The sequence below is a fragment of the Cecembia rubra genome (genome assembly GCF_003014575.1).
Classification (GTDB): Bacteria; Bacteroidota; Bacteroidia; order Cytophagales; family Cyclobacteriaceae; genus Cecembia_A; species Cecembia_A rubra.
In genome coordinates, this window is record NZ_PYGF01000002.1 from 323,305 (window position 1) to 337,198 (window position 13,894).

General features: G+C 40.0%; 16 protein-coding genes. 3 read left to right on the forward strand and 13 right to left on the reverse strand.

The features are described 5' to 3' along the window. Positions 1–33 precede the first annotated feature (33 nt). The 13 genes from accC to CLV48_RS06240 form a co-directional block, all read right to left on the reverse strand. Positions 34–1,383 carry an acetyl-CoA carboxylase biotin carboxylase subunit gene (gene accC, locus CLV48_RS06180; protein WP_106566389.1) on the reverse strand — a complete coding sequence of 450 codons (1,350 nt, stop codon included), beginning with the start codon at positions 1,381–1,383 and terminating at the stop codon, positions 34–36. Between the two features lie 26 nt (positions 1,384–1,409). Beyond that, on the reverse strand, positions 1,410–1,889 hold the full coding sequence (gene accB, locus CLV48_RS06185) for an acetyl-CoA carboxylase biotin carboxyl carrier protein (RefSeq protein WP_106566390.1): 480 nt from the start codon (positions 1,887–1,889) through the stop codon (positions 1,410–1,412). 99 nt (positions 1,890–1,988) lie between these two features. Next, positions 1,989–2,552 carry an elongation factor P gene (gene efp / locus CLV48_RS06190; protein WP_106566391.1) on the reverse strand — a complete coding sequence of 188 codons (564 nt, stop codon included), beginning with the start codon at positions 2,550–2,552 and terminating at the stop codon, positions 1,989–1,991. 23 nt (positions 2,553–2,575) lie between these two features. Further along, positions 2,576–3,577, reverse strand: a complete 1,002-nt coding sequence (locus tag CLV48_RS06195) for a beta-ketoacyl-ACP synthase III (protein ID WP_106566392.1) — start codon at positions 3,575–3,577, stop codon at positions 2,576–2,578. Positions 3,578–3,732: 155 nt separating this feature from the next. Beyond that, positions 3,733–3,810: a hypothetical protein gene (locus CLV48_RS20895; RefSeq protein ID WP_414734290.1), complete on the reverse strand. Its 78-nt coding sequence runs from the start codon at positions 3,808–3,810 to the stop codon at positions 3,733–3,735. Positions 3,811–3,827: 17 nt separating this feature from the next. Continuing rightward, positions 3,828–4,019, reverse strand: coding sequence for a 50S ribosomal protein L32 (gene rpmF, locus CLV48_RS06205; protein ID WP_106566393.1), 192 nt, complete (start codon positions 4,017–4,019; stop codon positions 3,828–3,830). 23 nt (positions 4,020–4,042) lie between these two features. After that, positions 4,043–4,612, reverse strand: a complete 570-nt coding sequence (locus tag CLV48_RS06210; RefSeq protein WP_106566394.1) for a YceD family protein — start codon at positions 4,610–4,612, stop codon at positions 4,043–4,045. A gap of 138 nt (positions 4,613–4,750) precedes the next feature. After that, positions 4,751–5,554 carry a pyrroline-5-carboxylate reductase gene (gene proC, locus CLV48_RS06215; protein ID WP_106566395.1) on the reverse strand — a complete coding sequence of 268 codons (804 nt, stop codon included), beginning with the start codon at positions 5,552–5,554 and terminating at the stop codon, positions 4,751–4,753. Positions 5,555–5,610: 56 nt separating this feature from the next. Continuing rightward, positions 5,611–6,963 carry a DUF5723 family protein gene (locus tag CLV48_RS06220; protein WP_106566396.1) on the reverse strand — a complete coding sequence of 451 codons (1,353 nt, stop codon included), beginning with the start codon at positions 6,961–6,963 and terminating at the stop codon, positions 5,611–5,613. A gap of 146 nt (positions 6,964–7,109) precedes the next feature. Further along, on the reverse strand, positions 7,110–8,510 hold the full coding sequence (locus CLV48_RS06225) for an NAD(P)(+) transhydrogenase (Re/Si-specific) subunit beta (RefSeq protein WP_106566397.1): 1,401 nt from the start codon (positions 8,508–8,510) through the stop codon (positions 7,110–7,112). Continuing rightward, positions 8,507–8,824: an NAD(P) transhydrogenase subunit alpha part 2 gene (locus tag CLV48_RS06230; protein ID WP_106566398.1), complete on the reverse strand. Its 318-nt coding sequence runs from the start codon at positions 8,822–8,824 to the stop codon at positions 8,507–8,509. Before CLV48_RS06230 ends, CLV48_RS06225 begins: the two co-directional genes overlap by 4 nt. Before the next feature lie 2 nt (positions 8,825–8,826). Further along, positions 8,827–9,951 (reverse strand): NAD(P) transhydrogenase subunit alpha, encoded by a 1,125-nt coding sequence (locus CLV48_RS06235; protein WP_106566399.1) that lies wholly within the window; start codon positions 9,949–9,951, stop codon positions 8,827–8,829. A 222-nt stretch (positions 9,952–10,173) separates the two neighbouring features. Further along, positions 10,174–10,407: a hypothetical protein gene (locus tag CLV48_RS06240; RefSeq protein ID WP_106566400.1), complete on the reverse strand. Its 234-nt coding sequence runs from the start codon at positions 10,405–10,407 to the stop codon at positions 10,174–10,176. 393 nt (positions 10,408–10,800) lie between these two features. Here CLV48_RS06240 and CLV48_RS06245 point away from each other — a divergent pair, with 393 nt between their 5' ends. The 3 genes from CLV48_RS06245 to trpD are packed head-to-tail and all read left to right on the forward strand — an operon-like array spanning position 10,801 to position 13,893. Then, positions 10,801–12,207 carry an anthranilate synthase component I family protein gene (locus tag CLV48_RS06245; RefSeq protein ID WP_106566401.1) on the forward strand — a complete coding sequence of 469 codons (1,407 nt, stop codon included), beginning with the start codon at positions 10,801–10,803 and terminating at the stop codon, positions 12,205–12,207. 29 nt (positions 12,208–12,236) lie between these two features. Beyond that, positions 12,237–12,857, forward strand: coding sequence for an anthranilate synthase component II (locus CLV48_RS06250; protein WP_106566550.1), 621 nt, complete (start codon positions 12,237–12,239; stop codon positions 12,855–12,857). 22 nt (positions 12,858–12,879) lie between these two features. Further along, on the forward strand, positions 12,880–13,893 hold the full coding sequence (gene trpD, locus CLV48_RS06255) for an anthranilate phosphoribosyltransferase (RefSeq protein WP_106566402.1): 1,014 nt from the start codon (positions 12,880–12,882) through the stop codon (positions 13,891–13,893). Position 13,894: the final 1 nt, after the last annotated feature.

Below are 13,894 nucleotides of genomic sequence, written 5' to 3' on the forward strand. Positions count from 1 at the left end.
AAAAAAATCCGGCGACTAAGCCGGATTTTTTAATTATTTTTTTATCACACTAAAATCAAAGTAATCAAGGAATTTGGTGGTAAAATTACCTGCCCTGAAATCCTCATTGTCCAATAAAGCAATATGGAAAGGTATGGTAGTTTTAATACCGTCTATTACAAATTCTTCTAATGCCCTTTTCATCCTGACAATTACTTCTTCTCTGGATTGACCACTAACAATCAATTTGGCAATCATAGAGTCATAATTTGGAGGGATGACATAGCCAGCGTACACGTGAGAATCTACCCTTACGCCTCTGCCTCCCGGCATGTGTAGATTAAGGATTTTGCCTGGACTAGGTCGGAAACCATTGCTTGGATCTTCTGCATTGATACGGCATTCCATGGCAAACAATTTTGGATAATAATTCCTTCCTGAAATTTTTTCCCCAGCTGCTACTTTAATCTGTTCTTTAATGAGGTCAAAGTCAGTAACTTCTTCTGTGATAGGATGCTCCACTTGTATACGAGTGTTCATCTCCATAAAATAGAAGTTTCTGTGCTTATCCACTAAGAATTCAATAGTTCCGGCACCTTCATACCCAATGGCTTCTGCACCTTTTATTGCGGCTTGGCCCATAGCTTCTCTCAACTCATCTGTCATGAATGGAGAAGGAGTTTCCTCTACCAGCTTTTGATGCCTTCTTTGGATAGAACAATCCCTTTCAGAAAGGTGACAAGCTCTACCAGTGCTGTCTCCTACAATCTGGATTTCTATATGCCGGGGTTCTTCTACGAATTTTTCAAGGTACAGACCATCATTACCGAAAGCTGCTCCGGCTTCTTGCCTGGCATCATTCCATGCTTTTTTGAATTCGCTTTCTTCTTTGACAATCCTCATACCGCGTCCACCACCACCCGCAGTGGCTTTCAAGATAACGGGATAGCCCATTTGATTGGCTAATTTAATCCCCTCTTCCATACTGGCCAATAATCCCTCTGATCCTGGAATGGTAGGCACACCTGCTTCCTTCATGGTAGCTTTGGCAGTGGCTTTATCCCCCATTTTATTGATCATTTCTGGGCTTGCTCCTATGAATTTGATGCCATATTCTTCACAGATTCTCGAAAACTCCGCATTTTCTGACAAAAATCCATAACCTGGGTGTATGGCATCTGCATTGGTGATTTCTGCTGCTGCTATGATCCTGGGAATATTCAAATAGGATTCGCGGCTTGGCGCGGCACCTATGCAAACTGCTTCATCAGCAAAGCGGACATGTAAGCTATCTTTATCCGCTGTTGAATAGACTGCTACGGTTTTGATCCCCATCTCTTTACAGGTTCGGATCACACGTAGGGCAATTTCTCCCCTGTTGGCAATTAGTATTTTTTTAAACACAGTTCTTTTGGTTGGTGAAACAAAAATTATCCAGCTGGATCAACTAGGAATAAGGGTTGGTCATATTCAACAGGAGACGCATTGTCAACTAGAATTTTAACAATTTTGCCAGATACTTCGGATTCAATCTCATTGAAAAGTTTCATTGCCTCAATGATGCAAACTGTCTGTCCGGCAGTAACGGTGTCTCCTACACTTACAAATGGATCTGAGTCAGGATTAGGTGTTCTGTAAAAAGTACCAATCATCGGGGATTTGATTTCCAGATATTTGGATGTATCTTCTTTTGCAGGAGCTGAAGATGGTGCTGGAGCCGCTGCTACTACAGGAGATGGCGCTGCAGCCACTGGAGCTGTGGCAGGTACTGCTACTGTCTCTACTTTTACTGCTGGAGCCTCAGAATATTTTTTAATGGAAAGTTTAAATTCTTCTGTTTCGATCTTTACCTCCGCAAGACCGGAGTTGGAAATAAAATCTATAAGGTCTTGAATTTCTTTTGCTTTCATGAGTTTTTAGTTTAACAATATCCAACTGGATATTTGGGTTTGTCTGGGAAATAAGCAATAAAGCTATGTAATTTAGGTAAATCACATAGCTTTAGAAAATTATTTTACTCTTTCAGAGTAAGAACCATCTCGGGTATCTACCTTGATCATGGTATCCTGATCCACAAATAAAGGTACCATTACAGTAGCACCGGTTTCAACAGTTGCAGGCTTAAGTGCATTGGTTGCTGTATCACCTTTAATGCCGGGTTCTGTATAAGTAATCATCAATTCTACAAAAGGAGGAAGCTCCACAGAGAGAGGGGTTTCTGTTTCAGCATGCACTAAAATGTCAACCATTTGGCCTTCTTTCATTAGGTTGGACCTTTCGATGAGTTTCTCTTGTATTGGGATCTGTTCAAAAGATTCTGTGTCCATGAAATGGTAGCCCATATCATCTGCATAAAGGAACTGATGTGGTCTTTTTTCTACCCTGGCAGTAGTGACCTTTTCACCGGCGCTGAAAGTTTTGTCCAAAACTTTACCTGAAGTCAGGCTTTTTAGTTTGGTTCTTACAAATGCAGCACCTTTTCCTGGTTTTACGTGCTGGAATTCTACTATGGAGTAAATGTCATTGTTCATTTCAAGACACAATCCATTTTTGAAATCTGCAGTTGTTGCCATATATGATCTGAATTATAGTTTTCTTATTGTTTTGGGTCAAATCCCCATTTGAGATAGATTGCGCCCCAGGTAAATCCACCCCCAAAAGCGGCTAATATTATATTGTCACCTTTTTTGAGCTGAGATTCATAATCCCAAAGGCATAAGGGGAGCGTACCCGCTGTAGTGTTCCCATAATGTTCAATATTGAGCATTACTTTTTCAGGTCCAATACCCATTCGGTTGGCCGTGGCATCAATAATACGCTTGTTGGCCTGATGTGGAACCAACCAAGCCACATCTTTGGCTTGGAGGTTGTTCCTTTCCATGATCTGTGCACTTACTTCGGCCATATTGGTAACCGCAAATTTGAAGACAGTTGAACCTTCCTGATAGGCAAAATGCTCCCTAGCATTAACCGTTTCAATGGTTGCAGGCTTCCGGCTTCCACCCGCCTTCATGTGTAGGTAAGGAGCACCAGACCCATCGGCATGTAATAAAGAGTCCATGATACCTACTTCTTCTTCAGTAGGTTCTAATAAGACAGCTCCACCGCCATCACCAAAGATGATACAGGTGGCCCTATCTTGGTAATCAATAATTGAAGACATTTTATCTGCTCCTACAATTATTACTTTTTTATGCATTCCTGTTTCAATAAACTGGCTTCCCATGGTTAATGCATAAAGGAATCCGGAACAGGCTGCAGATATATCAAAACTATAACTGTTTTTAGCTCCAACACCCTCTGCAATAATATTTGCAGTAGCTGGAAAAGGCATATCTGGAGTTACAGTTGCACAGATAATAAGATCAATATCTTCGGGATTGGTGTTGGTTTTTTTTAGAAGACCTTTGACTGCATTGATGCCGATGACTGAGGTACCTTGGTTTTCACCTTTTAAAATTCTTCGTTCTTTGATGCCGGTTCTGGTAACTATCCACTCATCGTTAGTGTCTACCATCGTTTCAAGTTCCTTGTTGGTTAGGATGTATTCTGGAACCCATCCGTGAACACCGGTAATTACTGCTCTATTTTTTTTCATTCAGAATTTATTTTCGGCCTATTTTCTCAAACCGAATAGGTAAGGATTTGGCTTACAGTTGCTTATGCTTATTTTGCTAGGTGGCTTTTTTATTATTTAAAAGCAAGGCCTCAAAATTATCTAAAAAGCGCTTTTTCACCAAAGATTTTTGGTTATTAGGTGAAGGTAAATGCAATTATTGACGAAGTAAAAAACAAAAAACCTTCCGGTAATACTCGGAAGGTTTTTATCAAAAGGCCTTTTGAATCAATTAAGCTACTACTTCTTTTTCCATGATAACCTGTCCTTTGTAGTACAGTTTACCATCAAGCCAAAATGCTCTGTGCGGCAGGTGAAATTCACCTGTTGTAGGGCATTGAGCAAGACCTGGTGCAGTCAACTTATAGTGAGTTCTTCTTTTGTCTCTTCTGGTTTTCGAAATTTTGCGTTTAGGATGTGCCATCTCTTAACTATTTTAGATTAATCTTATTTCTTTAGTTTATTCAATATTTCCCATCTGGGGTCAACTGGCTTATCGGTATTTTCTTCCTCTTCTTCCAGTTCTTCAATTTCTTCACTTTCTAAATCCTCCGACAGGTAAACAATTGAACCTTCTTCGTCGAAGGCCTCATCGTCCATTTCCTCTTCATAATCAGGATGGATTTTTTTTGCAGGAATGGCCAATAAAATAAATTCATAGACCAGTTGGGCGATATTGATACTAGGAGTGTCTCTAGTAATCATAAACACATCCTCACTGATTTCCTGTTCAATAGGCCCGTACTTGTAAATTACTTTTTCAGTAAAACCCAATGGATGATCGAACTCTTCCAAACTCCTGTCGCAGGTTAACCTCACTGTGCCAGCAAACACATAATCAGCTTCAATGACAGATGCTGTTTTGTTAAGTGAAACATTTACAGATATTTTGGATCCGTTGACCCAATCTTCCGCTTCGTAAAACTTAAAGAAATCATCACCGACCTCAAAATGAAAAGCGTGTCTCCCGTCCTTCAGTTTGATGATGTCTATATTGTAGTTTCTCAAGAATTTCACGACTCCTCCTGCTAATTCAAGACCGCAAATTTAGGGAAATGGGTTGGAAAAATAAAATTTGGTCCTAATTTATTTTTCCTCCGCAATTTTGGAAATCTAATTGGCAGAAATTCAGCAGGATTCTCTTACGAAAAGGCCTTAGGTTTTTTCAATTTTTTCATAGGAAGCTAATACTCCTCTAACCATAGCTGCTGAAAATCCCTGATGCTCCATTTCATTAAGTCCGACAATTGTGCAGCCTTTGGGAGTTGTTACTTTATCAATAGCCTCCTCAGGATGCATGTTCTTTTGGATCATCAATTCTGCAGCACCTTTAACTGTCTGATTTACAATTGTACTGGCTGTTTTTGCATCAAAGCCAATCTGGATTCCTCCCTGAATCATGGCTCTTATGAACCTCAGTACATAAGCAATTCCACAGGCTCCCAGAACGGTAGCTGCTTCCATTAAATTTTCATCAATTGTGATAGAAAAACCTATGCTTTCAAAAAGAGCTTTCACTTTGACTTCAGCCTCTTCCTTGTTATTCCGTGCAGTAATGCAGGTGACAGATTCACCAATTTCTGCTGCAATATTGGGCATGGCCCGGAAAGCGGTTGTTTTTGGATCCAAAACTTCAAACATCTCATCCAAAGTGACGCCGGTGGCCAAAGATACCACCACTTGCTTCTCTGGATCTAATACCGGCTTGATTTCTCTTAGGATAGCATTGACGTTGAAAGGTTTTACACCCAATATAACCAGATCAGCTTCCTTAGCTGCAATAAGGTTGTCTGAATGTACTCTAATCCCTTTGTCCTGAAGGTAAAAGAGACTGGAGGGGTTTCTTTTAGTGACATGAAGGTGTTGAGGTTGAAACCCCTCAAGCTCCAAAAGACCATTTACAATAGAAGTGCCCAAATTTCCACATCCAATTATTGCAATTTTTGTATCCTTAAGCATGATTATTTTCAATAAAAATTGAGGTTTATTGCGTAAAGATAAGAATTTGATTTGGTTTATTGTCTTTTTCCAAAAGACCAGCTTAGCCCTGTATGAAAGTCAATTAATTTGCCCTCAGCTAATACACCGGTAAGAATGGAGTTACTGCCTATAAAAAATCCGCCAAATCTTAAACCTAAACCACCAGATAATCCAGATAGTTCTAGTTTAGCCCAGGGAGAGTAAAGTTCAAATCTCCCAAAGACAATTCTAGGGGTGATCAGAATGAGGTTTTGGGAAATAATCTGTGAGTTGTCTTGCTTATCCCTCATTCTTTGATGGCTATTCACACTTAAATAAAAATTTTGATTCACTTTCCATTCACCATAAATTACGAACTGGGTAGGTAAACCAGTCTCAAAATTGGTTGTAGGAGATTCCAATTGAAAATAACCACTCTCAATAAGGTGGCTCTCTATTTCATCTAAGGAACCTCTGAGTTCGTTTAAATTGAAGAATTGATCAGGGGGAATATTGAAAATGTAACTGTTGTTTTGAATTTGGCCTGTAGGATATCTGACGCTTCCTAAATTCCTCACTGCAAGGCCAACATTGAATTTAGGGCCTTCTTGGTCTAAAAATTGATAATTTGCTCCTAGGTCAAGTCCAAGACCAGAGGGGTTATTGAATTGAAAACCTTCAAAAGAAAGGTTGAAGCTATTGTTCGAAAGAATTTCGGAGGAATAAATCATGTTTACTTTTCCAGATGCATCGGTCAGAGCAAAATCAAAGTTTTCTTGGACTAAAGTTCCTCTCAAATTATCTACAGCCAAGTTGATATAATTTTGGGGAAAAATCAGCCTGGCATTGGCACCTAAGGATAATCTGTGATGTTGATAAGAGAAAACTTCTCTTCCTAAAATTAAACCAATTTCAGACCAATTGCTCAGGTATACTCTTTGATTGTAGGGGCTGTTAATTGAAAAAGTATTGTTGTTGACCTGTATTTCATAGTCGCTAAAAGCCTCTCCCAGTTTAGCATCTACATCTATCATATTTCCGTTTACGACTGATTTGGTACTGAGGCCTATAGCCCATTTGTTAAGCCTAATTCCTACTGTTGGTCCTATGATTTCTGCTTCGGAACGGAAACTGATTGGAGCTTTAGCTTTATTGATGGCAAAATCTATCACCCGGTTTCGATTGTTTAGAAATTCATTAAAGGTGATGGTATTGTTCCCAAAGGATCCCTCGGCCCCCACAAAAAAAACGTCAACTGACCGGTTGAGGTTATTGATCTCTGCTGGGTTCATTAGGGATTGGAGTACTCCTTTCCTAGGGCTGTTTTGGATGCCCAAAAATGAACTTTGTGCTAAGGAAATATTTGCAATTAGAAAGAAAAAAGGAAGAAATATTAGGATGTATTTCATGACATCAACCGTTCATTGTGTCCCATTTAAAACAAAATTGGTACCACAATTTAACAGAAAAAGCCCGGGATCCGGACTTTTTCTGTTTTTATGTTCAAATAAGGGATTTTTGTCAAAAATCACCTATAAAAAGTGGTATTTCTTATTTAAACTTCTTTTACTTCCTGGGTTAGCTTTTGAAGGGAATCCTTGGCATCTCCAAAAAGCATCCTGGTTTTAGGGTAGAAGAATAGTTCATTTTCAATGCCTGCATAACCTGCACTCATTCCTCTTTTGAGGATAATGATGTTTTTGGCCTGATCAACTTCCAAGATCGGCATGCCATAAATTGGAGAGGAGGGATCATTCTTTGCTGCAGGGTTGACCACATCATTGGCGCCGATCACTACGACTACATCAGCATTGGCCAATTTAGGATTGATTTCTTCCATCTCTTGCAGTTTTTCATAAGGGACATCGGCCTCTGCGAGAAGTACGTTCATATGTCCCGGCATTCTACCTGCTACAGGATGGATCGCATAATTCACTTCCACTCCTTTTTCTTCCAGGAGTTTTTCCAATTCATGGCAGGTGTGCTGGGCTTGGGCTACTGCAAGGCCATAACCGGGAACGATAACGACATTCTGCGAATAAGAAAGCAAAACTGCTGTATCTGAAAGAGAGATTTCCCGGACAGTTTGATCGCCGCTTTGGCTTTTTGAAGGCCCGCCAGCTGCCCCTCCAAATGCCCCTAATAGTACATTTGTTAGCGAGCGGTTCATGGCATTGCACATCAGGATGGTAAGTATAGTTCCTGCAGAGCCTACCAAGATTCCTCCCGTCAACATGGCCTTATTGTCATAAAGGAAGCCACCAAAAGCTGCTGCCATACCTGTAAAGGAATTGAGCAGGGAAATCACCACCGGCATGTCAGCACCGCCTATGGGCATCACAAAGAGGATGCCGTAAACTAAGGCCAGACCCAAAAGGATGTAGAATTGTAGGGGGGTACTTTCACCAAATAACTGATAGATGATCAAAACCACAATTGCGCCCAACAAAACCATATTGATGGCTTGGTTCATTGGGAGCACTTTATCTTTGATCTTGCCCTCAAGCTTGCCGTAGGCAATCATTGATCCAGAAAAAGAAACAGACCCGATCAAGAGACCTAATAACATCACCATGAGCTCCCCGTCAAATCCAGTCACAGTAGTATGTTGATGGTGTTGGTATTCAATAATTGCAATTAAAGCCGCACAGGCTCCACCCATCCCGTTGAAAAAAGAAACCATCTGCGGCATGGCAGTCATCTGTACTTTTTTTGCCATAACCGTTCCAATCAGGGTACCAATGATGAGGCCGCCAAAGATCAGGGAATAATTGAGCATTTTGTCCTCGTCAAAATCCTGGAATAGGGTAAGAGTAGCAACAATAGCTATCAACATTCCCGCTGCAGCAATCAGATTTCCCTTTCTTGCTGAGTCTGGATGGCTAAGCATTTTTAACCCCACGATGAACGTAAGGGAGGCTACAAGGTAGCTTATTTCAAGTATACTTAAGCTCATGATTTCTTGGGTTTTTTCTTAAACATTTCCAGCATTCTGTCTGTCACTACAAATCCCCCAATTACATTGAGGGTACCCACTATGACAGCTAAAAATCCCACACTCAAGGCTAGGTAATTGTCAGGCGAAGCCTGAAGCATGACGATAATCGCTCCTACCACTACTACTCCGTGGATGGCATTTGCACCGGACATCAGAGGGGTATGCAAAATAGCGGGGACATTTGAGATGACCTCCACTCCCAATAGAATTGCCAATACGAGGAAATAAATCATTTCCATGTTATTGCCTATATAGTTAAATAAATCTTCCATGATCAATTGTTTTGGATTTGAATGATTCGAGGACTCACTGGTTTTCCTTTATGGCAGACACAGGTGCCTGTAACAATATCATCTTCAAAATTCAGGTTGATGTTACCGTCTTTAATGATAAGTTTAAGGAAATTCAGGTAGTTTTTACCATACATTTTGCTGGCATCCTGAGGCATTTTTGCGGCCAAATTTCCAACACCCACTATTCTTACACCATTGACTTCAACGGTTGTATCAGGCTTAGAAAGGGCACAGTTGCCGCCCGAAGATGCAGCAAGATCAATGACCAAGGAACCGGGCTTCATGGCCCTCACTGTCCGCTCTTCTACTAATAGCGGTGCCTTTCTTCCCGGAATCTGAGCTGTTGTAATTACCACATCGGCTTTCATGGCATGTTCATGGATGGTGTCCTTTTGCCTTTGAAGAAATTCTTCCGTCTGTTCCACAGCATATCCGCCAGCTCCTTTATCTTCTTTGGCTCCTTCTACATCTACAAATTTTGCTCCTAAGGAAAGTACTTCCTCCTTGGCAGCTTGTCTTACATCAAAAGCAAATACTGTCGCTCCTAATCTTTTTGCTGTGGCTATGGCTTGAAGTCCTGCAACACCCGCTCCCAATATCAATACTCTGGAAGGTGTAATGCTACCCGCTGCTGTCATGAACATAGGAAAGAATCTTGGCAATAAATCCGCTGCCATGAGTACCGCTTTGTAACCTGATACAGTAGCCATGGAAGAAAGTACGTCCATAGCCTGTGCCCTGGTGGTTCTTGGAACCAATTCCATACTAAAAGCAGTACGGTTATTGTTGATCAAATATTGGGTAAGTTTTGGATTATAAAGTGCATTGAGCTGACCAAACAAAACAGCTTCCGGTTTGATGAGGGAAATTTCTTCTTCCTCCAAAGGTTGAATTCCTAACAGCAAATCTGCATGTCTCAGTATTTCATCTCTGTTGTGGATTTCTGCTCCAGATGCTTTATAAAGTTCATCAGCTGCAAATGCCCGGGATCCGGCATCGTTTTCGACCCAGACCGAAACCTTCCAGGATATCAAAGTCTTCACCGCCTCAGGCAATAAAGCCACTCTTGATTCATCCCCAGGTTCCTTAAGTATACCTATGACCATTTGATTATTTTGAGTGTTGGATAATTGATTAAAATAAAATTTCTTCGGCCCTTAAGCTATCAAAAAAGTTCATAAAATAAAGTGATTTTTGTCAGTAAGAGGAATATACAATAAAAAAAACCATAAATTGGTCATTTGGGAAAATTATCTAAGCCGGAAATTACGGAGCATGTCGCTGTGGGTGAGGATATTATTTTTGATTAATGAGTACGATAAAAAATATCAATTGGTCTTGGTTTTTGCCAAATGCAAATTGAATTCCAATGGACTGCAAGGTGTAAATTCATCAAATTCCAAATCCTCAAAAATTTCCTCATCAAATTCCATTTCTGTTTTTTCAACATTTCCGTCAGGATGTATGATGAGTTCAATACCGGTGAAATCATCTGAATTAACTTTAACCAGGACTTGGTAGTCATCAAAAATCCTTTTGAAATATTGGGGAAGGTTTTTCATGAGTTTTGAGCTTTATTTCCAAAGTTAAATGATATTTACATGGAAGGGAAATTTATTGAAAAAGAAATAGACGCCTTGAAATTGGAGTCAATCTGCCTGAATTTGAATAGCATTGGGGAAAAATAAACCAAGAAAATTGAGGAAAACACAAGTAGGAGAATGATTTATTAAAATTTTGACAATAATTTCCTTGTTTTGTTTTGATGCTAAAATTCATTTTTTATTTTTGTGCCTATTCAATATGAAAACAATGGTTGCAAAATATTGGTGGTGGCATCTAACTTCTCAATCCGGGGAGAACCGATAGCCATTGTCTAATTTGTAACACTAACAATATGTTAAGAGGCTTGCTGGTTTACCCCGCAAGCCTTTTTTGTTTTATGACCTTAGATTATGAAAAAATTCCATATCAACACCTCTTTTAAAAAGTTATTGGCAGACACCATAACCCCTGTAAGCATTTATTTGCAGATCCGGGACCGTTTTGCCAATCCTATTTTGCTTGAAAGCTCGGATTACCATGGACAGGAAAACAGCTATTCCTACATTTGCTTTAATCCACTTGCTTCTTTTTCATTCAATGAGGGGCAAATCAAAGAGCAATTGCCAGATGGGCAAATCCTTCGCTATCCTGTGGAGGAAGAGAAAAATCTCATTACTTCTCTCAGAAACTTTGCCAATAAATTCAAGGATGATAACGGACACCACAAATTTATCAGCAATGGCCTTTTCGGGTATATACAATATGATACTGTTGCTTATTTTGAGGATATCAGTTTGACAAAAACACATTCTGATAGTATTCCAATGCTTCATTATGCGGTGTATCAGCATGTAATTGTGGTGGACCATTTCAAAAATGAAATGTACCTGTTTGAACATCAGGTGGAAGGAGCTGAAAAGCCGGCGGGACTTGCTCAGATTGAAACGCTTTTGAACAGCAAAAATATCCCCAATTATTCATTTAAATTGGTGGATGAAGAATATTCCAACTACACAGATGAGGAATTTTTGGATATTCTCAAAAAAGGGCAGGAACACTGTTTCAGAGGGGATGTATTCCAGATCGTTTTATCTAGAAGATACAGTACCAAATTCAAAGGTGATGAATTCAATGTGTACAGGGCTTTGCGATCTGTCAATCCTTCCCCTTATTTGTTTTATTTTGACTATGGATCTTATAAAGTTTTTGGCAGTTCTCCAGAGGCCCAGATTGTTGTTAAAAATAATAAGGCCACTATTTATCCTATCGCCGGCACTTTCAAAAGAACCGGAAATGATCAGGCAGACGCATCCTTGGCCTTGAAGCTTTATGATGATCCTAAGGAAAATTCAGAGCATGTGATGTTGGTAGATTTGGCCAGGAATGATTTGAGCCGTTCTTCTGAGAAAGTGGAAGTGGAGGTGTTCAAAGAAATTCAGTACTATTCCCATGTGATTCATTTGGTGTCAAAAGTTACTGGCACACTTCCGCAAAGTTCCAATCCACTGCAGTTGGTAGCTGACACTTTTCCTGCTGGAACGCTTTCAGGTGCGCCTAAATACAAGGCAATGCAACTGATCGATGAGCTGGAAAATACATCCAGAAAGTTTTATGGGGGCGCAATAGGCTTTTTGGGTTTCAATGGGGATTTCAATCATGCCATTTTGATTCGGTCTTTTGTTTCAGAAGGTAATGAGCTCCGGTTTCAGGCAGGAGCAGGAGTAGTGGCAAAATCTTCCATTCAATCCGAATTACAGGAGGTTTCCAATAAGCTTGAGGCATTGAGGGTAGCATTAACCGCAGCTGAGAATATTTAAAATAAATGTTTGCATTGATGAATGGGTTTATGAAAATATTGGTGCTTGATAATTACGATTCCTTTACCTACAACCTGGTTTATATCATCAGGCAGCTTGGTTATGGAAACCAAATGGATATTTACAGAAATGATAAAATCACTTTGGAAAAGGTCGGTATGTATGATAAAATTTTATTGTCTCCAGGCCCTGGAATTCCGTCTGAAGCAGGAATTATGCCTGATTTGATCAAAAAATATGCTGTTTCAAAGGATATTTTAGGTATCTGTCTGGGGCATCAGGCCATTGGGGAAGCATTTGGTGGGACGTTGACCAATTTGGCAGAGGTAGTACATGGTGTTGCTTCAGAAGTCAAAGTAGAAAATGATTTGCTTTTTGAAGGCTTGCCCGAAGTTTTTAAAATAGGGAGGTATCATTCTTGGGTAATTAATCCTGTTACATTGCCAAATGAATTGGAAGTAATCGCCAGAACTCCAGATGAGCAAATCATGGGAGTGAGACATAAAACTCTTTCCATTAGGGGATTGCAGTTTCATCCAGAATCAATTCTGACAGAATATGGCAGCCAGATGATGAAAAATTGGTTGGAGTCGGGAGAAAAAGGAAGTGTAAATGAATCTTTGACAACTTCAATAAAAGTTCAGAAATGAAGGAATTGATAAAAGGAAAATTATGAAAGAGATATTGAATCATTTGATTGAACACCGTACGCTTTCAAAGGAACAAGCCCGAGAGGTGTTGAAAAATATAGCAACGGGTAGTTACAACCAGAGTCAAATAGCAGCATTTCTGACTGTTTACTTGATGAGAAGCATTACCGTGGAGGAACTGGGTGGTTTTAGGGAAGCGATGTTGGAACTGTGTGTTCCCGTAGAAATAGATGAATATAATGCCATGGACTTATGTGGGACAGGTGGTGATGGAAAAGATACTTTCAATATATCTACATTGGCTTCCTTTATAGTAGCTGGAGCAGGTCAGAACGTTGCCAAACATGGTAATACCGGCGTATCCTCTATTTGTGGTTCATCAAATTTACTCGCACATTTTGGATATGAGTTTACCAATGACAAAGATAAACTCAAAAAGAGCCTTGATGATGCAGGGATTTGTTTTCTTCACGCCCCATTATTTCATCCGGCTATGAAAAATGTTGCTCCGATAAGAAAGGAATTAGGAGTAAAAACTTTCTTCAATATGCTTGGGCCCATGGTCAATCCAAGTTTTCCGAAAATCCAATTGGTAGGGGTATTCAGTCTTGAATTGGCCCGATTATATGCCTATTTGTATCAGGAGTATGAGGGGAGGTTCAGTATACTCCATGCTTTGGACGGATATGATGAGATTTCACTGACAGGAGATTTCAAAATGATTTCCAATGAAGGGGAAAAATTGCTTAGTCCCGAGAGTTTTGGACTACCAACTATTGTTTCTTCCTCTATCAATGGAGGTGAAACAGTAGAAGAATCTGCCAGAATATTTGATAATATATTAAAGGGGAAGGGTACCCCTGAACAAAGTGCAGTTGTGGTTGCTAATGCCGCCGCAGCTTTGCTGACAGCAAAACCTGGACTCAGCAATGAGGAAGCTGTAGCAAAGGCCCAGGAATCTTTGTTTTCGGGCCAGGCTTTGAGGGTATTCAATGCCTTAGTCAATCCTAAAACCAGTATTTCATTTGCTCAATAAA

What these genes read in the sequence shown, in the direction of transcription:
- accB (WP_106566390.1), bottom strand. Translation starts at nt 1,889, where the DNA reads ATGAAAGCAAAAGAAATTCAAGACCTTATAGATTTTATTTCCAACTCC.
- efp (WP_106566391.1), bottom strand. Translation starts at nt 2,552, where the DNA reads ATGGCAACAACTGCAGATTTCAAAAATGGATTGTGTCTTGAAATGAAC.
- CLV48_RS06195 (WP_106566392.1), bottom strand. Translation starts at nt 3,577, where the DNA reads ATGAAAAAAAATAGAGCAGTAATTACCGGTGTTCACGGATGGGTTCCA.
- rpmF (WP_106566393.1), bottom strand. Translation starts at nt 4,019, where the DNA reads ATGGCACATCCTAAACGCAAAATTTCGAAAACCAGAAGAGACAAAAGA.
- proC (WP_106566395.1), bottom strand. Translation starts at nt 5,554, where the DNA reads ATGCTTAAGGATACAAAAATTGCAATAATTGGATGTGGAAATTTGGGC.
- CLV48_RS06220 (WP_106566396.1), bottom strand. Translation starts at nt 6,963, where the DNA reads ATGAAATACATCCTAATATTTCTTCCTTTTTTCTTTCTAATTGCAAAT.
- CLV48_RS06225 (WP_106566397.1), bottom strand. Translation starts at nt 8,510, where the DNA reads ATGAGCTTAAGTATACTTGAAATAAGCTACCTTGTAGCCTCCCTTACG.
- CLV48_RS06230 (WP_106566398.1), bottom strand. Translation starts at nt 8,824, where the DNA reads ATGGAAGATTTATTTAACTATATAGGCAATAACATGGAAATGATTTAT.
- CLV48_RS06235 (WP_106566399.1), bottom strand. Translation starts at nt 9,951, where the DNA reads ATGGTCATAGGTATACTTAAGGAACCTGGGGATGAATCAAGAGTGGCT.
- CLV48_RS06240 (WP_106566400.1), bottom strand. Translation starts at nt 10,407, where the DNA reads ATGAAAAACCTTCCCCAATATTTCAAAAGGATTTTTGATGACTACCAA.
- CLV48_RS06245 (WP_106566401.1), top strand. Translation starts at nt 10,801, where the DNA reads ATGAAAAAATTCCATATCAACACCTCTTTTAAAAAGTTATTGGCAGAC.
- CLV48_RS06250 (WP_106566550.1), top strand. Translation starts at nt 12,237, where the DNA reads ATGAAAATATTGGTGCTTGATAATTACGATTCCTTTACCTACAACCTG.
- trpD (WP_106566402.1), top strand. Translation starts at nt 12,880, where the DNA reads ATGAAAGAGATATTGAATCATTTGATTGAACACCGTACGCTTTCAAAG.